The sequence below is a fragment of the Microbacterium kunmingense genome (genome assembly GCF_023155745.1).
Lineage (GTDB): Bacteria > Actinomycetota > Actinomycetes > Actinomycetales > Microbacteriaceae > Microbacterium > Microbacterium kunmingense.
The window spans coordinates 1-19,243 of the sequence record NZ_JAKNUS010000008.1; the positions used below are offsets into that span (position 1 = coordinate 1).

Genomic DNA, 19,243 nt, shown 5'->3' on the forward strand with positions numbered 1-19,243 from the left:
CAGAGCCCCGCAAACGCCCCCGATCATCGTTCGTCCGGTTCGAAGCCGCACAACCCAACGAGACCTGGCAGTCCGACTTCACACACTGGCGCCTCGCGGACGGCACCGACGTGGAGATCCTGAACTGGCTCGACGACCACTCCCGACTCCTCCTCAGCTGCACCGCCCACCACCCCGTCACCGGCCGCACCGTCGTGGACACGTTCCTCGCCGCCGTCGACACCTACGGCCCGCCCGCTTCCACCCTCACCGATAACGGACGGGTCTACACCGCCCGGCACGCCGGAGCCCGCAACGAGTTCGAATACGTCCTCGCCGCCCTCGGCATCGTGCAGAAGAACGGCGCCCCGAACCACCCGCAGACGCAAGGGAAGATCGAACGGTTCCATCAGACCCTGAAACGCTGGCTCGCGGCACGACCGCGCGCGCACACGATCCCCGAGCTGCAGGCCCAGCTCGACCAGTTCCGGGATCACTACAACACCGCCCGCCCCCATCGCGCCCACGGACTCACCCCAGCAACGGCCTACACCGCCACCCCGAAAGCCACCCCCGCCGGCAGCCGGCACGACGCCGTCCACTACCGGATCCGCTACGACCACGTCGGCACCAACGGGAAGATCAGCTTCCGCCGCGCCGCCCGCATGCACCACCTCGGCATCGGCGCCGCACACCGCGGGAAACGCTGCATCCTCATCACCGACGAACACACCATCACCGTCATCCACCTCGACACCGGCGAAATCCTCGCGACGAACACCATCAATCCCGCCCGCACCTACTGGCGAAACAACGAAAAAGAGCCCGGCCGATGGCCGGACTCTCCTTCATGACATGTCATCTATGTCGCGACTCAGATGTCTCCTATGTCGCGACTCATCACAGGGTGGCGAGTGAGGGATTCGAACCCCCGAAGGCTACGCCGGCTGATTTACAGTCAGATCCCTTTGGCCGCTTGGGTAACTCGCCGAGTGCGCACCCGCCCGGCTTGTGCAGTCGACCGGAGGCGCGAGAAACAAGTCTAGACCCCCGGCGGGCGTCGAAAAAATCCGCGCCGGATGCCACAGTCCGACCCTCAGGTTTCGAGGCGATCGAGATCGGGATCGGTCAGCGCCGAAGGCAGCCGCAGCAGCGCGCCTTCGAAGCGGCAGGTCGCGGCCGCGACATCCATCGCCCTCTGCAGTGCCGCACCCCAGGCCTCCGCGTCGGTCGGGGCGGCGTCGATCATGGCGGCGATCACGGTCGCGAAGGCCGCATCCCCCGCACCCATGGTGTCGACGATGCGACCCGGAAGGTCGGAGATCGGACGGGTGACGACCTCCGGCCCCGCCTCGATGGTGGCGCCGGCACGCCCCTGCGTGGCGAGCACCGCGCCCGCCCCCGCGTCGATGAGCCGCGCCCGAAGCGCATCGAGCGGTTCGCCGTAGAGCAGCTCGGCGTCGTCCTCCCCGATCTTGACCAGCGCGGCGCCCGCCGCGAGCTGCTCAAAGCCGCGGACGAATTCCGCCCGGTCGTGCATCATCCCCTCGCGTGGGTTGACGTCGATCGCCAGCGGCGAACCCGATGCACGGACGGCCTGCGACAGCGCCAGGGTCTGGGCGACGTCGTCGAAGGGGAAGCAGCTGATGGCGATGACGGATGCCGCGTCCAGAGCGGCCCGCTCGTCTGCGCCGAGGTGCACGGCGCGGTGCTGGGCGGCGTCGTTGAAGACATAGGTCGGTTCGCCCCCGCCGCTGCGCGTGCTCACGGCGCGCGACGAGCCCCGGGGCGAGGGGGTCGCGAGAAGCTGCACGCCGAAGTCGGCGAGGTAGGAGCGGATGCGCGCTCCGGCCTCGTCATCGCCGACCATGGCGATGAGGGTCGCCGGAACGCCGAGGCGCGCGAGCCCCACCGCGACGTTCAGCGCGGCGCCGCCGACGAACTCGCGGACGCCGTGGTCGTCGCGCAGCTCGTCGATGAGGGCATCGCCGATGACGACGGCGCGGCTCACGACCGGCTCCGGGCGTGCTGGGCGACGCTCTCGACGAACGCCTCGGTGCGCCGGCGGGTACCGTCGATGCGCCGGTCGACGCTGGCACGGATCTCACTCGGCGCGAGCGGGGCCGCCAGCCGGACGTTCTCGTGACAACTCAGGTCGGCGCACATGTAGGTGCCGACGCTGTCGCCGTTGCGACCTGCTTCGCCTGCCTTGCGTGCGGTGAACAGCGCGACCTGATCGGCCGGCTGCATCGTGTGGCACAGGTTGCACATCGCCGAACGCGCCGATGAGGTCCCCTCTGCCGCGCGCAGCAGCACACCGACGGGTTCGCCGTCCACCTCGGCGATGACGTACGCGCGGCCGCGTGTGCGGGGGTCGCGCCACGCGAAGAAGTCCAGGTGGTCCCAATCGGTCAGCACGAAATCGCTCGGCAGTGCCATCACCTGCAGTTCGTCGGGACGGGCGTTCACGAACGACGTGCGGATGTCGTCCTCGGTCAGCGGGCTCATGCACTCTCCTCGCCTGGTCTCGGGACAGTCTACGAACCTCTCCCCATCCGCGGGGCGGGCGGCCCGTCGCGGCCGGCGAAGCTCCGCCGCGACCGCGGGCGCGCCGCCGCGCGCGACCGCGACGCGACCCGTCGAAAACGGCGGCCCGCCGCGCGTGTGGACCGCACTTTCTGACGGGTCGCGCCGACGACGGGCGATAGGGTGGCGCCCGTGACGGAGGACGACACCGGCGACGGCTTCCCTGCGGAGGCCGACGGGTGGTCGACCCTGGCTGAGGGATGGGCCGAGCGGTGGGGCGGGGTCTCGGCGCCGGCGCGTCGGGCACTCCTCTCCGCATGCGCCATCGGCCCGGGCACGCGCGTGCTCGACGTCGGCTGCGGTTCGGGCGAGTTCCTCGCCGAGCTCGTCGCGGCCGGCGCGCAGGCGATCGGGGTCGATTCCTCATCCGCGATGGTGGCGCTGGCCGCGCGGCACGGCGAGGCCCGAGAAGCGGATGCCACGGCCCTCCCCTTCGCCGATGACACCTTCGAAGTGGTGACCGCCGTCACCGTGCTGCACCTCGCCGACGATCTCGACGCCGCCGTTCGCGAGGGCGCCCGGGTGCTGCAGCCGGGGGGCCTCCTGGGCGTCGCGGAGTGGGCCGACACCGGGCGGAACGACCTGGCCGTCATCGAACAGGCCCTCGAGGCCGCGTTCGATCCCCCCGCCGACGAGGATCGCCCCGAGCCCGGCCGCGCTCCGGCAGAGGCGGGTCCGTCGCATCCGTCCGCTCTCGATCTCGCGGTCGAGGCCGCAGGCTTACGCCCGGTCTCGCGGGGCACGGTGGAGGTGCAGCTCCGCGCCGCCGGCCCGGACGAACTCGCGGCGACCGTGCTGCTCGGTGAGGACGAGGCGACGATCGCCGACCTCTCCGACGTGATCGCTCGTGCGGCCGAACCCTTCCGGCGGACCGACGGCGGGTACGACCTGAGAAGCACCTTCCGCTGGCGCGTGGACGCTCGGCGCTGAGTCTCAGAAACCGAGGCGACGCGCCACGGCGTCGGCCGCACGCGCAGGGAACGCATCCCACCCGGGCTCGAGGATCTCGCGAGCCAGGACGTACAGTCCTCGAGCGGCGTCTTCCACGGGCGCCGAGGCGGCCTCGGCGATGCGGGCACCCCATTCCGGGAAGTCGCGCTCGAACCGGCGGAGCGGGTCGATGATGTCACGGCGCGTCGTCGAACGATCGCCGAAGCGCCCGCGGATCGCGCGGACGAGATGGATGACCGCGGCACCGCGGACGAACTGGCCCGCGTTCAGCACCTCACCCCGACGGGCCCGGCCGGTGCCAAGGAGCAGCTTGACGAAGACCAGGGCGGCATCGTTCTCGGGATCGAACCGGTCGCGTGCGGCAGCGGTGGCCCGTGCCCGCGCGACCAGATCGGCCGTCGTACCGCGGTCGTCGTCGACGACCACGGTCGCCTCCCCCGCGACCGCCCCGTCCAGTTCTGCGGCCTCCGAGAGGGCGAACTCGAACACATGCCCGTCGTCGTAGACGGCGACGAAGCCGATCTCGCCCTCCCGGGCGGTGACCGCGAGATCGTCCTGGTCGGGCAGCCAGGACAGGTCGGGCCGCACCTGGGCGCCGCGGCCGTCGGCGATGAGCGCGAAGAAGTCGTGATCCGACCACTCGTCGCGTCGATGCGCGGCTTGCTCCGATGCGGACCCGAGCAGCACGAGGCCGATCAGATCGCCGTGCGCCTCCACGCCGGCGGCCAGGCCGCGGCTGAGCGCGGAGAACCGAGCGGATCCGGCCGGAGCCGTCATCGGGTCATTTCACACTGCCGGCGGTGAGGCCGCCGACGATGAAGCGCTGGAGGGCGAGGAACAGCGCGACCGGGATGATCGCGGCCAGCACCGCACCCGCGGCGAAGACGCTCCAGTTGCGTGCGGTCTCCTGCGAGACGAACTGGTAGAGACCGACGGCGAGCGTCTGCTTGTCGGGATCGGAGAGCACGACCGACGCGATGACGAAGTCGTTCGTCGTCGCCAGGAACGACAGCAGCCCGACGACGGCGAGGATCGGCGCGACCAGACGCAGGATGATCGTGAAGAAGATGCGCGCGTGACCGGCGCCGTCGATCTTCGCCGCCTCGTCGATGGACGCCGGCACGGTGTTGAAGAACCCGTACATCAGGTAGGTGTTCACGCCCAGCGCGCCGCCGAGGTAGACCATGATCAGTCCGAGCTGGGAGTTCAGCCCCAGCGCCGGGAAGATGTCGGCGATCGCCGACATGAGCAGGAAGATCGCGACGAACGCCAGCAGCTGCGGGAACATCTGCACCAGCAGCAGGGTGAGAAGGCCGAACCGGCGTCCGGTGAAGCGCATGCGCGAGAACGCATACGCCGCGAGCGCGCCGAGGAGCACCGTGCCGAAGGCGGTGGCGAGCCCGATGACGAGGGTGTTGACGAACCAGGCGCCATAGGGCTGCGACGGATTCTCGAACAGGCGGAAGTACGCGCCCAGGTCGAAGGTGGAGAACAGGCTGTTCGCGGTCAGCAGCGTGCCGCCGGGGTTCAGCGACGCCGAGAGGACGTACGCCAGCGGGAACGCGCAAAACAGCAGCATGACGATGCCGATGAGGTGGCGCCAGCCGGTCTCACGGAACCAGCGCCCGAAGGGGCGACGCGGTGCGGGCGCCGGCTTCTGCGCGGCGGCGGCACCCCGCTGGTCGTCGGCGAGAGCCTCGGCCAATGTCGGCGCGGGCTGGGAGGTGAGCGGGTTGGAGTTCAGTGCCATCTCAGTTCAGCTCCTCGAGGACCTTGGTCTGTCGGAAGCTCACGTAGGAGATGACGGCGACCAGGATGAAGATGATGATCGAGAACGCGCTCGCGAGCCCGTAGTCACGGTTCGCTCCGACGAAGGCCACCTTGTAGACCATGGAGATCAGGATGTCGGTGGCACCGACGTTGATGGAGGCATCGGCGAATCGGGGGCCGCCGTTGGTGAGCATGTAGACGATGTTGAAGTTGTTGAAGTTGAACGCGAACGACGAGATCAGCAGCGGCGCGACCGAGACCAGCAGCAGCGGGAATTTGATGTGCCGGAACACCTGCCACACGCCCGCGCCGTCGACCCGCCCCGCCTCCTGGATGTCGTCGGGGATCGACTGCAGCGCACCGGTGCACACCAGGAACATGTAGGGGAACCCGAGCCAGAGGTTGACGATGAGGATCGCGACCTTCGCGAGGATCGGATCGAGGAGCCAGGGTATGGACGCCCCTCCCAGCAGCACCTGGTTGATGAAGCCGAAGTCCTGGTTGAACATGCCCGCCCAGATGAGCGCCGACAGGAACGCCGGGAAGGCATACGGGAGGATGAGGATCACGCGGTAGTACTTGCGGCTCTTCATCTTCGGATCGTTGAAGACGATCGCGAGGAAGAGGCCGAGGACGAAGGTGGTCGCCACCGACAGGAAGGCGAACACGAAGGTCCAGACGAGGACCGCGATGAACGGGCCGCGGATGGATTCCTCGGTGACCGCGCGGACGAAGTTCTCGCCGCCGACCCAGACCTGCCAGCCGGGGAGGATCTCCGTCCCGTCATCCGCGGTGAACGCGCCGGTGCCGATGTCGCGGTACACCGTGCCGGTCTCGGTGTCGGTCATCGTGTCGGCGACCGGATCCCACTCCAGGCTGGACTGGAAGAGGTAGGCGTTGGAGCCGTCGGTCGTGCGAAGGTAGCCGTCGTTGAGGTCGTCGTCCAGCGGCACGGCCAGTGCGCCGATCTCGGCCTGATTGGCGAGGATCTGCGAGAAGTCCAGCACCTCGTAGCCGGCCGCCTCGGGCGAGGAGACGGATTCGAGCGGCTGCTCGGTGCCGCCGACGCTCAGATCGCCGGTCTCGGGGTCTTCGACGACGAGGAAGAACTCCCCGTCGCGCGTGGCGATCTGCACCGGGTAGGTGGCGGAATCCTCCACCCGCGTCTGCGACTGCTGGAGGAGCGAGGTGATCGCGTCCTCCTTGGTGGAGTTGTGTCCCGACCCGTAGTTCGTGAACGCGATGTAGACGGTGTAGAGCACGACGAAGATCTGGAAGATGAACAGGAACACCAGACCCGGTGCGAGGTACTTCGCCGGGAGGAGGCCGGGAATGAGGTACACCGCGTTGAGGATGACGACGCCCACCGCGATGGCCCCAGCGACCACCCACTGCTCCTGAACGACCAGGACGAGGATCGCGTAGATCGCCATCGCGTCCACGATGCCGAGCGCGACGATCTTGAACAGCCACACCTTCCAGCCCGCGGAGGCGGCGTCGGCGAAGGCCGCCGCACGGCGGCGGCGCCTCTCGGTGGCCGGGTCTGCGCGTCGGTCGGACGCGCGGTCGTCGGTGTCGAGGGTCGGAATCGTCATCGAGGCTCCTTGGCGGACGATCGACGGCGCGGTCGATCAGTCAGGGGAAAGGGGTTCGGCGGGGATGCCGCGTGAGCGACATCCCCGCCGAAGGCGATCAACCGATCTTGCCCTGGATGTTCTCGGCCATGGTCGTCCAGCTGGAGACCGGGTCGGCACCCTGGATGATGGCCACCTGGGTGGTGCCCCAGTCATCCCACACGGCACCCATCTGCGGGATGCTGGGCATCGGCACGGCCTCGGCACCGACGGCGGCGAAGCCGGCGACGATCGGGTCGGACTGCGCCGCCTCGAACGACTCGGTCAGAGCCGGAGCACGGCCGCCGGCCTCGAACAGCGCGGTCTGCACCTCGGGGGTGGCGACGTAGTTCACGAGGAACTCGTTCGCCGCGAGGGCGTTCTCCGACTGCGAGCTCAGGAAGAACGTCTGCACACCCGCGAACGGGCGGGCGGTCTGGCCGCCGGCCGACGGGATCGGGTCGACGGCGACGTTGACGCCGGCGTCCACCGCGTCGGCGATGTTCCACGGACCCGTCAGGAAGAACGGAGCCTGGCCGGCGTTGAAGGCCTCCTTGGCCAGGTCGCCGTCGAGGTTCAGGTTGAACACGCCCGCAGCGCCCTGCTGACCGAGCCAGGTGGCGAACTGCTGGCCGGCCTCGTCACCGATGGTGAGGTTGGCGGCGTCGTACGAACCGTCGGCGTTCTGCGCGAAGACCGAGTTCCCGAAGGAGGTCTGGAACGGGTACAGGTGGTAGGGGTCGGAGTTCTGCGGGTTCAGACCCACGACGAACGGGTACTGCGTGCCGGCCGCGGTGCCCTTGGCGATCATGTCGTCGAAGTTGGTGGGTGCTTCGGGCACGAGGTCGGCGTTGCGGACCAGCGCGATGTTCTCGATCGCGTAGGGCAGTCCGTACGTGTTGCCGTCGTAGGTGACCGCCGCGATGGCGACCTCTTCGAACTCGGCGGCCTTGTCGCCGAGTTCGACGGGCGCGACCACACCGTCCTGCACGAAGGCACCGGTCCAGTCGTGACCGCCGATGGTGATGTCGGGGCCCTCGCCGCTCGGCACCTGCGTGATGAAGTCCTGCTGGATGTCCTCGTACTCCTTGACGACGAGGTCGACGGCGATGCCCTTCTCCTCTTCGAAGGCGGTCGCGACATCCTGGAGGGCGCGCTCGCGGTCGGCGTCGACCCAGACGGTCAGGGTGTTCTCCGCGGCGCCCGAGTCGCCGCCGTTGTCGGCACCGCCGGAGCTCTCGCCACCGCCGCCGCCTGCGCAGCCGGCGAGCACAACGGCCCCGCCGACCAGGAACGCACTGAGACCCAGTGCACGCTTGTTCATCACCTTCATCGGTGTTCGCCTCTTTCTTTGGGGAGGGCGACAAGACCGCGGGAGCGGCTCCCTTGTCGCAAGCTCATGTTGCAAGCGCTTACAGTTTGCGCCAGTTGTGCGCCATCCGCAATCTCGATCCGGGGTCGATACCATCCTGTGACCCTCGCCCGGTCGGAATTGTGCCGGAGCCACAACACCTCACCCGTGCTTCGCCCTTGGAAGCGCTTACACCAACAGGCGGGCTCGCTAGAATCGCGGTATGGCCGACTCAAGTTTTGACATCGTCTCGAAGATCGATCGGCAGGAAGCCGACAACGCGCTCAACCAGGCACGCAAGGAGGTCGAGCAGCGGTACGACTTCAAGGGCACCGACGCCTCCATCGAGTGGAGCGGCGAGGCGATCCTTATCAAGGCGAACTCCGAGGAGCGCGCGAAGGCGGTCCTCGATGTCTTCCAGACGAAGCTCATCAAGCGCGGCATCTCGCTGAAGAGCCTCGACTCGGGAGAGCCGACCGCGAGCGGCAAGGAGTACCGCATCGTCTCGACTCTGAAGGAAGGCATCTCGCAGGAGAATGCCAAGAAGATCGGCAAGATCATCCGGGACGAGGGTCCGAAGTCGGTGAAGTCGCAGATCCAGGGCGACGAGCTGCGCGTGCAGTCGAAATCTCGTGACGACCTCCAGGAGGTGCAGCGCCTGCTGAAGGCCGCTGACCTCGACGTCGACCTCCAGTTCGTGAACTACCGCTGATCCGCGTATTGCGTTCTGTGGAGTTCTGGCGCGCGGGTGCACGCAGGCTCCTCGCGGCACTCCTCGCCGCCGCAGGCGTCTCCCATCTCGTCTGGGGGCGACGCGGCTATCGCATCGTCGTCCCCGACTGGGCGGCCCGCACCACCGGCTTGAGCAAGGACGCCATCGTCGTCGGCTCCGGGGTCGCCGAGCTCCTCCTCGCCGGCGCTGTGGCCACCATCCCCCGGGAACGCAGCGTGGGGTGGCTCGTCGCCGGTTTCTTCGTGCTCGTCTTCCCCGGCAACGTGCATCAGTGGCGCACCGGTCGGTCCGCCCCGATGCTGCGAACCGACCGGGCACGATTCATCCGGCTGCTTCTCCAGCCCGTCCTCATCGCCTGGGCCCTGTGGGCGAATCGCTGAAGCCGGCGGGCCTCTGACTTCTCCCTCGAGTCTCACAAGCTGGCGCGGCATCCCCGCGCTGACCAATGAGGGACTCGTGCGATCCGCCTCGGGCGGGCATGCTCGAAGTGTCGCACCTGGAGGGGAGAATCTCATGACGACCGGACCTTCTGCACGACGACTCACGACGGCGGAATGCTGGGGCCTGATGGAGGCCGAGGAGGTCGGGCGGCTCGCTGTGACCCGACGCGACGGCGCACCCGACATCTTCCCGGTCAACTACGTCGTCCATGAGGGCGCGGTGTACGTGCGCAGCGCGCCCGACGCGAAGGTGGTCAGCCTCGACGCCCGACCGGCGGCGGCCTTCGAGATCGACGGCCGGGATGAGGACGGAGTCTGGAGTGTGGTTGTCCACGGACATGCGGCACGCACGGTCGACGCGGTGGAGATCGAGCGGAGCGGCATCACCCGGGTCGTCTCGGCGAGCCCTCGCTACAAGGCGCACGTCCTGAAGCTGTCGGTCGACACGATCACGGGTCGCCGGTTCGCCGATCGCACGGAAAGCCCCGCCCAGCCGAGCTCACGGCCGCCTGCGGCAGCACCTCCCGCCCCACCCCCGGCCCGACCACGGGCCGAGCGGCCCGAACCGATCGCCTCCCATCGGCCCCGTCCCGACGGATTGCTCTCCTGATCCCCGTCCGGGCCGCACCGAAGCGTCACCGACGCCGTCAGCGTGAGAGCATCGCCGTCGTCCAGCGCTCCAGTCGCGCATAGGCGTCCTCGCGGGCGTCGCGCCGTGACAGGAACACGTCGTGCAGTGCCCCGTCGATCCGCTCGATCGTCACCGACGATCCGAGCTTGAGCGCGGCGCGGGCGATGTCATCGACCACGAGGACCGAGTCTGCACGGGTGAGCTCGTCGTCCCAGCGCACCGGTGCGACCGACCGCGCCGACAGCAGGACGCAGACCGGCACCCTGATCCCGAGCCCCTTCGACACCGCCGCGTGCCCCGAGACGATCGCCCGCATCCACCCCACGTGCACCGGCATGCTGCGCTCGGGCCGCCACGCGGGATCCACCTGCACCGGGTCGTCGGGATCGGCGACCTCGGACTGTGCGCGAGCGTAGAACCCGGCGTCCACCTGCGGCCACAGGTCCAGCGGCCGGCGACGGGAGTGGATGTCGAGCACGGGCGTGATGGCCTGACGCAGCGACGCACTGAGCTGGAACTCCAGCCACGGACTGTTCAGCACGACGGCGGTGGCGGCATCGGGGTGACGCGCCGCCCACAGACTGAGAGTCAGCCCGCCGGTCGAGTGGCCGACGAGCACCAGGCGACGCGCGCCGGTGCCGTCCGCGTCCCGGCCCATGGCAACCATCGCCGCGGCGATGTCGGCGTCGTAGTCGGCGAGGTCGCCGATGTACCCCGGAGTCTGGCCGGGCCGCAGGCTCCGTCCGTACTTCCGGAGGTCGAGCGCGTAGAAGCGCGCACCCCGCTCCGCCCAGAACCGGGCGAGGCGGGTCTGGAAGAAGTAGTCCGACCAGCCGTGGACGTAGAGCACGTCGACGTCGGTGAAGGGGCGCGGTCCGCCGGTGAGAAACGCGCGGAGCGATCGGGGCGGCAGACAGCGGACCAGGGTGGCGACGACCGCGCCCTCGTCGTCATCGGCGAGCGGCAGCGTCCGCTGCTCGAACGGCGCCCCGAGGACATCCGGAGCCCATCCCCCGGTCATCCGATCGCCTGGCTGCGGGTCACCGACCCGCGACCTACCAGTTGCCGGGGTTGGAGTCGCGGTTCTCGTGACGGCTGAGCGTCACCGGCAGGGCCACCGCGGCGCAGATGATGAGCACGCCGGCGGCGAAGAGCACACCGCCGAAGTCGGGGAAGTTGAAGCTCACACCCAGGATCCACATCCCGCCGACGAGCAGGACCATGTAGAGCGCGATCAGCATGAGGTGACCTCCTGGTGAAGGGGAACTCCCCCCAGCCTATCCGGCTCGGGGCTCCCGGTTCGGGCGACTGCTCCCGCGCGAGGCTACTCCCCGCGCGAGACCGCGATCATCTCGTCGCGCGGCACGACCTTGATCCGCGCGCGCCCGTGCGGCGCGCCCAGGGCGACCTCGTGCTCGTCGAGGCGGTGCCAGCCGTCGAGGTCGGTCCACCTCACGCCGCGCGCTTCCAGCAGCGCCGGGACGGCCTCCTCCGACGGGTCGGTCGGCTGCCACCAGGAACCCTGGTCGTTGATGAGGTGACGCACGGTCTCCATCGCGTCGGACTTGGTGTGGCCGATGAGTCCCACGGGACCGCGCTTGATCCAGCCCGTCGCATAGACCCCGGGGACCCGCTCGTTGGAGTCCTTCTTCAGCACCTGCCCCTCGTGGTTGGGGATGACCCCGTGGCGCTTGTCGAAAGGCACTCCCGGCAGGGGCGAACCGAAGTAGCCGACGGCGCGGTAGATCGCCTGCACGGCGACCTCGCGCAGCTCGCCCGTTCCGACGACCCCGCCCTCGCCGTCGGGGCGGGTGCGCTCGTAGACGAACGCCGACACCCGACCCTGTTCGTCGGTCTTGACCTCGACCGGCTTGGCCCAGAAGTGCAGGTGCAGCCGTCGGGACGCCTCGCCTCCGGCGTTGTTGACGCTCGGACGCTTGCGCCACGACTGCAGCACGCGGTCGATGACCATGACCTGCTTGTTGCTGGCGATGGCGTCCTTCGAGGCCTCGTCGTAATCGAAGTCCTCGTCGTAGACGACCATGTCGACATCGCGCAGCTCACCGAGTTCGCGCAGCTCGAGCGGGGTGAACTTCACCTGCGCCGGGCCGCGGCGGCCGAACACGTGCACGTCGGTGACCGGCGAGGCCTTCAGCCCCTCGTACACGTTGTCGGGGATCTCGGTGGGTAGCAGATCCTCGGCATGCTTGGCGAGCATGCGCGAGATGTCGAGGGCGACGTTGCCGTTGCCGATCACCGCCACTGATTCCGCGGTGAGCGGCCAGGTGCGCGGCACGTCGGGGTGTCCGTCGAACCAGCTGACGAAGTCGGCCGCACCGTAGGAGCCCTCGGCGTCGATCCCGGGGATGCGCAGATCGGTGTCGCGCACCGCGCCGGTGGCGAAGATGACGGCGTGATAGTGCTGCTTCAGATCCTCGAGGGTGATGTCCTCACCGAAGCGCACGTTGCCGAAGATCCGGATGTCACCGCGGTCGAGCACTTCGCGCAGCGCCGTGATGATGCCCTTGATGCGCGGGTGGTCGGGGGCCACCCCGTACCGCACCAGCCCGTAAGGGGCGGGCAGCTGCTCGAACAGGTCGATGGAGACGTCGAAGCGACGCTCCGCCTTCAGCAGGATGTCGGCGGCGTAGATGCCGGCGGGTCCTGCACCGACGATGGCAAGCCTGAGCCTGGTCATGAAGTCCTTTCTGACGGATGCCGCGCCGCGGCGTTCCGGGAGAATTCGCCGATCAGCTCGCGCGATCGGCGACCGCGCGGGCGAAGCGCGTCAGCGCTTCGCGCACCGGCCCGTCGGGCAGCGGCTCCAGCGCATCGATCGCTTCAAGAGAGTACCGGTGTGCGAGCTCTCGCGTGGCCTCGGTGGTCTCGTGCTCCCGCAGTTCGGCGAGAGGACCGTCGAGGATCGCCGGATCGGCGCCCTCGGCGATGCGCTCCACGCCGTCGTCGATCGTCTCGCGCAGCCGCACCGCGTCCGCGTCGGAGCGCTGACCGAGCAGGAGGAACGGCATCGTCGGCACACCGGCGCGAAGGTCGGTGCCGGGCACCTTGCCGGTCTCACCGGGGTCGGGCGAGAGGTCGATCACATCGTCGAGCAGCTGGAAGGCGACGCCCGCCTTCTCGCCGAAGACCACCATGGGCGCCTCGAAGGCGGGGTCGGCGTCGGAGAAGATCACGCCGGCCTGTGCGGCCGCGGCGATGAGCGATCCGGTCTTGTCGGAGAGCACCTGCAGATAGAACTCCACCGGGTCGTCGTCCTCGGTGGCCCCGACGGTCTCATGCATCTGACCGAGCACCAGGCGCTCGAAGGTGTCGGCCTGGATGCGGATGGCCCGCTCCCCCAGCCGCGCCATGATCTGGCTCGCACGGGAGAACAGCAGATCGCCCGTGAGGATCGCGACATTGTTGCCCCACACCGCGTGGGCGGCGGGAACGCCGCGACGCTTGTCGGCGACATCCATCACATCGTCGTGGTACAGCGAGCCCAGGTGGGTCATCTCCAGCGCCGACGCGGCCTCGACGACCTCGTGGGTGACGCCGTCACCGAGCTGGGAGGTGAGGAGCGCCAGAGTGGGCCGCACGCGCTTGCCGCCGGCGTTGTACAGGTATCGACTGGTGGCGTTGGCCAGGGCGTCGGTCACCCGCAGTTCGCTGCGCAGGTGTTCGTCGACGCGCGCGAGTCCGTCCTCGACCGCAGCGAGAAGGCGCCGCGCCCCGGGGCCGGCGAAGACCCGCTCGGTCAGGCTCAGCTGACCGGTGATCGGCGAGCCGGGAGCGGAGGGAGTCACAGCCCCAGCCTAGTGGCGCCGTGGTCAGCGACGGTCGTCGCGGGGCCTCCGGCCGCGGTGGAGGGCGACGATCCCCATCGACAGGTTGCGGAACGCCACATCGGTCCACCCGGCTTCGCGGATCCACGCCGACAGGGTGCGCTGATCCGGCCAGTCGCGGATCGACTCGTTGAGATAGTCGTAGGCCTCGGCGTTGGAGCTCACCGCCTTCGCGACGGTCGGCAGCACGCGGTCGTTGTAGAAGCGGTACAGCCGGTTGAAGGCGCCCGACGGCGGGTGCGAGAACTCGCAGATCACCACGCGCCCGCCGGGCCGGGTCACCCGCAGCAGCTCCCGCAGCGCCTTCTTGGGATCGTTGACGTTGCGCAGGCCGAAGGACATGGTCACGGCATCGAACTCGGCGTCCCCGAACGGCAGGTCCGTCGCGTCCGCCTGCACGAACGACAGATTCCGGATGCCGCCTCCCGGCGACGTCGCGCCGTAGCGACGCTCGCCCTCGGCGATCATCCCGGGCGAGAAGTCGGCGGCGACCACCTCGGCGCCGCTCTTGGCGAGGGAGACGCTGGAGGCGCCCGTTCCGGCGGCGAGGTCGAGGATGCGCTCCCCCGGGCGAGGCGAGACCGCGCGGGTGGTCGCTGCCCGCCACATCCGGTCGTTGCCCAGGCTCAGCACGGTGTTGGTGCGATCATAGCCGCGGGCGACCTGGTCGAACATGCCGCTGACACGACGCGGGTCCTTGCCGAGGTCGGCGCGGTTGGGCTCGCGATCGGTCGTCACGGGTCGAGTCTATGCGCGCGGCCGCGCGCCCGGACCGGGCGCGGACGACTCGCGGGCCCTCAGACCCCCAGCGCCTCGAGTCGCGCGAGCCAGCGCGCGGGAGTGGCGTCGTCGAAGGGCGCGACACCCCCGCGCACCCGCTGCTCGAGGTCGACGGCGAGGGCCTCCAGCCGCGCGACGATGTCGAGCGGATACCCGTACGCGACGCGGTGCTCGTCCCACTCGTCGCGGTCGTCGATGTAGATGCCCCGCTCGGTGTGCTTCACGACATCGAGGTCCATGTCGATGCCGACCGGCTCGCCGCCCTGCCAGCCGACATCCCACGCCAGGTCGATGTAGATCTGCGTGCGGTTCGGGTCGGCGTTGCGGGTGTAGGCGTACTCCCCACCCGGAGGCAGGAGCATCACGCATGCCTGACGCGTGACCATCTGCCGCCCGGGTCGCTCGCTGACCCAGCCCGCCGGCTGCCCCACCCAGTCGCCCCACTGATCGCTGCCGAGGAAGACGCAGTCGTGCTCCCAGTGCACGCCGCCGTTCCACTTGCGCCAGCGGAAGCGCACGCGCTGACCGATCTCGGGGCGGATGGCGGATGACGGGTCGTCGGGCACCTCGTCAATATACGGCGTCGCCGTCCGGCCCCGGGCGCCCGGATCTAGAGTGGAGCCGTGATCTCCCCCCTCCCCCGACTGGTGGTCGAGACCTCTCCCATCGACCCCGTCGAGGAGCTCCTCCCCTTCGCCGACGCGGCGTCGCCGCTGTGCTGGATCCGCCGCGCCGAGGGCATCGCCGGGTACGGCGAGACCCTCCGGCTGGAAGAGCCCGGTGGCGAGGACACCCCCGACGAACCCCGCAATGCCCGCATCACCCGGCTCGCCGATGCCTGGCGCGAGGTGGCCGCGCGGGCGGAGGTCACCGATCGGGTGGGGGTTCCCGGCTCGGGCCTGGTCGCGTTCGGTGCGTTCAGCTTCACCGCCGCCTCCGCGGCCTCCAGCGCACTGATCGTGCCGCGGGTCGTCGTCGGCCGGCGGGGCGGACGCGGCTGGATCACGACCGTCCGCACCGACGACGAGGCGCCGACCGAACCCTCCCCCCGTAGACTCGGGCCCTACTGGCCCGGAGCGGTCGGCCCGGGTCGGATGACCCACGAGGGGTACCAGTCGGCGGTCCGCGATGCGGTCGCCGCGATCGGCGCCGGGGAGGTCGGCAAGGTGGTGCTCGCCCGTGACCTGGTCGGCGAGGTGCCGCGCGACGCCGACCTGCGCCGCCTGGTGCGGGCCCTGGCGACCGATTATCCGGACTGCTGGACCTTCGCAGTCGACGGCCTCATCGGGGCGAGCCCCGAGACGCTCGTGACGGTGCACGACGGCACGGTCACCGCCCGCGTCCTCGCCGGCACGCGCGCCCGAGGGGCCGATGCCGACGCCGACAACGCCGCATCGCTCGAGCTCGCCACGAGCGCGAAGGACCTCGACGAGCACCGCTACGCCGCGCACAGCGTGCTGACCTCCCTCCGCCCCCACACCAGCGCCCTCGCCTCGAGCGAGCAGCCCTTCACGCTCAAGCTCCCGAACGTCTGGCATCTGGCCACCGACATCGAGGGCACCCTCGACGACGGCGCGTCCTCACTCGATCTCGTCGCCGCACTCCACCCCACCGCAGCGGTCGCCGGCACCCCCACCGAGGCCGCGCTCGCCGTCATCCGTCGCCTGGAACCCTTCGACCGGGGTCGCTATGCCGGACCGGTCGGGTGGGTCGATCAGTCGGGCAACGGCGAGTGGGCGATCGCGCTGCGCTGCGCGCAGTTCGGCCTCGAGGGGCTCGATGTCCAGGACGACGGGATCCCCGTCGTCGCCCACGCCGGCGCGGGCATCGTCGCCGGCAGCGATCCGGAGGCGGAGCTGTTGGAGACCCGAGTGAAGTTCCGTCCGATCGTGGATGCGCTGGCATGAGCGGCGCGGTCCCCTCCCTCCCGACGCGCGGCGACGCGGTGCTCGTCGGCATGCAGCTCGTCGACGGCGTCGACCCCGCCCCCCGCGAGGGCCTCGCCCTGGTGGTCGAGGACGGCCGGATCACGCGCATCACCTCACCGGATGACGCGCTCGGCGCCGGTGCTGCGGTGATCGACCTCGACGGCGCGTTCGTGATGCCGGGCCTGATCAACATGCACACGCACTTCTCGCTGTCGCTTCCGGGCGCAGGCGGCGACGCGGTCAGCGGCCTGAGCCCCCACGAGCTCGCCCTCTACATGGCCGACGGCGCGCGCCGCACGCTGCTGTCGGGGGTCACCACCGTGCGCTGCGTCGCCGAGAAGGGCGGCGCCGACTTCGCCCTGCGCCGCGCGATCGCCGCCGGACACGTGCCGGGACCGCGCATCTTCACCGCCGGTCGGGCGCTGTGCTGCACCGGGGGTCACGGATTCGACAGCGACGACACCCTCGAGTGCGACGGAGCAGACGCCTTCGCGCGAGGAGTCAGATCGCAGGTGAAGGCCGGAGCCGACCTCATCAAGCTGATGATCTCCGGCGGGATCGCCGGCGAGCACGAGGAGATCACCACGCCCCAGCTCACCCGTGAGGAGATGGCCGCGGCGATATCGACCGCCCACGCCTGGGGCCGAAAGGTCACCGCGCATGCGGGACCCGCGGCGATCATCGCCGAGGCCGTGGAGGTGGGGTTGGACTGCGTCGAGCACGGCTACGAGCTGACCCCCGAGGTCGCCCGGCTGATGGCCGAGAACGGCACGGCGCTCGTGCCGACGCTCGTCGTCACCCGTGCCGGCGCGTTCTTCGACGATCTCGGGGTGCCGACGTGGATGCAGCAGCGCTCCCTCGGCGCGGGCCCGCGGCACATGGCCTCGTACCGGTATGCACTGGACGCGGGCGTCGAGGTGCTGCTCGGCAGCGACATGCCTCCCTTCTGGAACTTCGAGGGGACGAGCGCGGTCGTGCGCGAGCTCGAGCACATGCAGTCAGGCGGCCTCCCCGCCCCCGACACCGTCCGCGCCGCCACGTCCGCCCCCGCCCGATGGTTGGGGGCCGAGGGCGAACTCGGCACCCTCACTCCCGGGGCCTGGGCCGATCTGGTCGTGACGCCGACCGATCCGACGGCCGACGTCGCGGCGCTTCGCGACATCGATCTGGTCATGAAGGGCGGCGTCGTCGTCCGCGACGACCACCGCCGCGCCGACGTCTCCTCCGGGTGAGGGGCGCTCGCGCCTGACAGGATGAGCCAGATGAGCACCGCGATCCCCGAGCCCTCCTCCAACGGCGCCGACGAGCCCACCTCGGATCTGTACGACCTCCGGGTCGTCGTCGAACGGATCGAGGGGCGGTCGGTCTGCGGCATGGCGGTGGGCGACCACATCGATCTCGTCGAGAGCAGCCGACTGCGCCTCCCCGACGGCGGACACTTCTGCCTCTACGCCCTGCAGGCGGTTCTCCCTCTCCTGCCGGCCAAGCAGCGGCAGCTCCCGGCCGGTGATTGGCTGGAGCGGGACGACCTCGTCGCCTGCCCCGACCCCGAGGAGCGTCTGATCATGCGGATCGAGCGCACCGGCATCCGATCGATCCCGACCGACGAGCTCACGTGAGCGGCTCCTCCCGCCCGGTGCAGGTGAGCCTCGGCCTGCAGACCGACAAGCGCCTCGGCGAGTACGGCCTGCTCGCGCGGCTGGCCGAGGACCTGGGATTCGACGGCGTGAGCGTCTTCTCGGATCTGCTGTATCAGTCGCCGATCGCGGCACTGCTGGAGATGGCGGGAACGACCTCGCGCATCCGGCTCGGATGCGCCTGCTGGAACCCGTTCACCCTTCATCCGTACGAGATCGCGGGACAGTTCGCGCTCGTCGACGACGCCTCGGGCGGCCGGGCGTATCTCGGCCTCGCGCGCGGTTCGTGGCTCGAGGCCATCGGGCTCGAGCCGGAGCGACCGATCACGGCGCTGCGCGATGCCGCCGGCGTCATCCAGGCCTTGCTGAGCGGTCGAGGCGAGGGCTACGAGGGTCGGGTGTTCCGCCTCGAGCCGGGCGTCCGGCTGCGCTACCCCACGGTGCGAGCCCAGGCGCCGGTGCTCGTCGGGTCGTGGGGGCCGCGCGGCATGGCGCTCGCGGGCGAGATCGCCGATGAGATCAAGATCGGCGGGTCTGCTAACCACGCCATGATCGCCATCGTGCGCGACCGGCTCCGCCCGGGGCTGGAGAAGGCAGGCCGCACGGAGGGCGACGTCGGGGTCGTGATCGGCGCGGTCACCGTCGTCGACCGCGACGGCGACGCGGCCCGAGCGCTCGCCCGCCGCGAGGTGGCGATGTACCTCGACGTGATCGCCGCCCTCGACCCGACGGTGGATCTGCCCGAGGGGCTGCTTCCCGGCATCCGCTCCCGACTCGCCGACGGAGACGAGGATGGTGCGGGGCGCCTCGTTCCCCGCGACGTGCTGGAGCTGTTCGCCTTCGCCGGCACTCCGGATGACATCGCGCGACAGGCGCGCCTGCTCGTCGACGCCGGGGTGGACCGGATCGAATTCGGCACACCCCACGGGCGGGTGCCGGCCGAGGGGATCGAGCTGCTCGGCCGCGAGGTGCTCCCCCAGCTCGCGAACTGACCCGGCG

The 19,243-nt window shown here is 70.0% G+C and carries 21 protein-coding genes and 1 tRNA gene; 9 read left to right on the forward strand and 13 right to left on the reverse strand.

Annotated features, from left to right (window positions below):
• A partial coding sequence (locus MA875_RS12095; RefSeq protein ID WP_248242510.1) for an integrase core domain-containing protein occupies positions 1–833 on the forward strand: 833 nt, incomplete at its 5' end.
• A 54-nt stretch (positions 834–887) separates the two neighbouring features.
• Here MA875_RS12095 and MA875_RS12100 read toward each other — a convergent pair.
• The 3 genes from MA875_RS12100 to MA875_RS12110 form a co-directional block, all read right to left on the reverse strand.
• Positions 888–969, reverse strand: a tRNA-Tyr gene (locus MA875_RS12100).
• Between the two features lie 106 nt (positions 970–1,075).
• The gene (locus tag MA875_RS12105) at positions 1,076–1,990 is read right to left on the reverse strand and encodes a PfkB family carbohydrate kinase (protein ID WP_248242511.1); all 915 of its coding nucleotides are present in this window, start codon (positions 1,988–1,990) and stop codon (positions 1,076–1,078) included.
• Complete coding sequence (locus tag MA875_RS12110) at positions 1,987–2,487, reverse strand: FBP domain-containing protein (protein ID WP_248242512.1); 501 nt, start codon at positions 2,485–2,487, stop codon at positions 1,987–1,989. The genes MA875_RS12105 and MA875_RS12110 overlap by 4 nt, the downstream gene beginning before the upstream one ends.
• Before the next feature lie 210 nt (positions 2,488–2,697).
• Between MA875_RS12110 and MA875_RS12115 the strand changes: the two genes are divergently transcribed.
• On the forward strand, positions 2,698–3,495 hold the full coding sequence (locus MA875_RS12115) for a class I SAM-dependent methyltransferase (RefSeq protein ID WP_248242513.1): 798 nt from the start codon (positions 2,698–2,700) through the stop codon (positions 3,493–3,495).
• Positions 3,496–3,498: 3 nt separating this feature from the next.
• Here the strand turns inward: MA875_RS12115 and MA875_RS12120 are convergent, their stop codons facing one another.
• The 4 genes from MA875_RS12120 to MA875_RS12135 all read right to left on the reverse strand — a co-directional run bounded on the left by MA875_RS12120 (position 3,499) and on the right by MA875_RS12135 (position 8,232).
• Positions 3,499–4,293 carry a hypothetical protein gene (locus MA875_RS12120; RefSeq protein ID WP_248242514.1) on the reverse strand — a complete coding sequence of 265 codons (795 nt, stop codon included), beginning with the start codon at positions 4,291–4,293 and terminating at the stop codon, positions 3,499–3,501.
• Positions 4,294–4,297: 4 nt separating this feature from the next.
• Positions 4,298–5,266, reverse strand: a complete 969-nt coding sequence (locus MA875_RS12125; protein WP_248242515.1) for a sugar ABC transporter permease — start codon at positions 5,264–5,266, stop codon at positions 4,298–4,300.
• Position 5,267: 1 nt separating this feature from the next.
• Positions 5,268–6,881 (reverse strand): ABC transporter permease subunit, encoded by a 1,614-nt coding sequence (locus MA875_RS12130; RefSeq protein ID WP_248242516.1) that lies wholly within the window; start codon positions 6,879–6,881, stop codon positions 5,268–5,270.
• 97 nt (positions 6,882–6,978) lie between these two features.
• On the reverse strand, positions 6,979–8,232 hold the full coding sequence (locus tag MA875_RS12135) for a sugar ABC transporter substrate-binding protein (protein WP_248242517.1): 1,254 nt from the start codon (positions 8,230–8,232) through the stop codon (positions 6,979–6,981).
• A gap of 241 nt (positions 8,233–8,473) precedes the next feature.
• Between MA875_RS12135 and MA875_RS12140 the strand changes: the two genes are divergently transcribed.
• The 3 genes from MA875_RS12140 to MA875_RS12150 all read left to right on the forward strand — a co-directional run bounded on the left by MA875_RS12140 (position 8,474) and on the right by MA875_RS12150 (position 10,033).
• A complete protein-coding gene (locus MA875_RS12140; RefSeq protein ID WP_124294033.1) occupies positions 8,474–8,962 on the forward strand; it encodes a YajQ family cyclic di-GMP-binding protein in 489 nt (162 codons plus the stop codon).
• Positions 8,963–8,979: 17 nt separating this feature from the next.
• Positions 8,980–9,363, forward strand: a complete 384-nt coding sequence (locus MA875_RS12145) for a DoxX family protein (RefSeq protein ID WP_248242518.1) — start codon at positions 8,980–8,982, stop codon at positions 9,361–9,363.
• Between the two features lie 133 nt (positions 9,364–9,496).
• A complete protein-coding gene (locus tag MA875_RS12150) occupies positions 9,497–10,033 on the forward strand; it encodes a pyridoxamine 5'-phosphate oxidase family protein (protein ID WP_248242519.1) in 537 nt (178 codons plus the stop codon).
• A gap of 37 nt (positions 10,034–10,070) precedes the next feature.
• Here MA875_RS12150 and MA875_RS12155 read toward each other — a convergent pair whose 3' ends face one another.
• The 6 genes from MA875_RS12155 to MA875_RS12180 form a co-directional block, all read right to left on the reverse strand.
• The gene (locus tag MA875_RS12155) at positions 10,071–11,075 is read right to left on the reverse strand and encodes an alpha/beta hydrolase (protein WP_248242520.1); all 1,005 of its coding nucleotides are present in this window, start codon (positions 11,073–11,075) and stop codon (positions 10,071–10,073) included.
• Between the two features lie 34 nt (positions 11,076–11,109).
• Entirely contained in the window at positions 11,110–11,295 is a 186-nt protein-coding gene (locus MA875_RS12160) for a hypothetical protein (protein ID WP_248242521.1), read from the reverse strand.
• An 83-nt stretch (positions 11,296–11,378) separates the two neighbouring features.
• Positions 11,379–12,752, reverse strand: a complete 1,374-nt coding sequence (locus MA875_RS12165; RefSeq protein WP_248242522.1) for an FAD-dependent oxidoreductase — start codon at positions 12,750–12,752, stop codon at positions 11,379–11,381.
• A 52-nt stretch (positions 12,753–12,804) separates the two neighbouring features.
• Positions 12,805–13,860 (reverse strand): polyprenyl synthetase family protein, encoded by a 1,056-nt coding sequence (locus tag MA875_RS12170; protein ID WP_248242523.1) that lies wholly within the window; start codon positions 13,858–13,860, stop codon positions 12,805–12,807.
• Between the two features lie 24 nt (positions 13,861–13,884).
• Positions 13,885–14,637 (reverse strand): demethylmenaquinone methyltransferase, encoded by a 753-nt coding sequence (locus MA875_RS12175; protein WP_308221526.1) that lies wholly within the window; start codon positions 14,635–14,637, stop codon positions 13,885–13,887.
• 59 nt (positions 14,638–14,696) lie between these two features.
• The gene (locus MA875_RS12180) at positions 14,697–15,245 is read right to left on the reverse strand and encodes a DUF402 domain-containing protein (RefSeq protein ID WP_248242524.1); all 549 of its coding nucleotides are present in this window, start codon (positions 15,243–15,245) and stop codon (positions 14,697–14,699) included.
• Positions 15,246–15,302: 57 nt separating this feature from the next.
• Between MA875_RS12180 and MA875_RS12185 the strand changes: the two genes are divergently transcribed.
• The 4 genes from MA875_RS12185 to MA875_RS12200 are packed head-to-tail and all read left to right on the forward strand — an operon-like array spanning position 15,303 to position 19,236.
• Entirely contained in the window at positions 15,303–16,586 is a 1,284-nt protein-coding gene (locus MA875_RS12185; protein ID WP_248242525.1) for an isochorismate synthase, read from the forward strand.
• The gene (locus MA875_RS12190) at positions 16,583–17,839 is read left to right on the forward strand and encodes an amidohydrolase family protein (protein WP_248242526.1); all 1,257 of its coding nucleotides are present in this window, start codon (positions 16,583–16,585) and stop codon (positions 17,837–17,839) included. Before MA875_RS12185 ends, MA875_RS12190 begins: the two co-directional genes overlap by 4 nt.
• Positions 17,840–17,869: 30 nt before the next feature.
• Positions 17,870–18,226 (forward strand): TIGR04076 family protein, encoded by a 357-nt coding sequence (locus MA875_RS12195; protein ID WP_248242527.1) that lies wholly within the window; start codon positions 17,870–17,872, stop codon positions 18,224–18,226.
• Positions 18,223–19,236, forward strand: a complete 1,014-nt coding sequence (locus MA875_RS12200; protein ID WP_248242528.1) for an LLM class flavin-dependent oxidoreductase — start codon at positions 18,223–18,225, stop codon at positions 19,234–19,236. Before MA875_RS12195 ends, MA875_RS12200 begins: the two co-directional genes overlap by 4 nt.
• Positions 19,237–19,243: the final 7 nt, after the last annotated feature.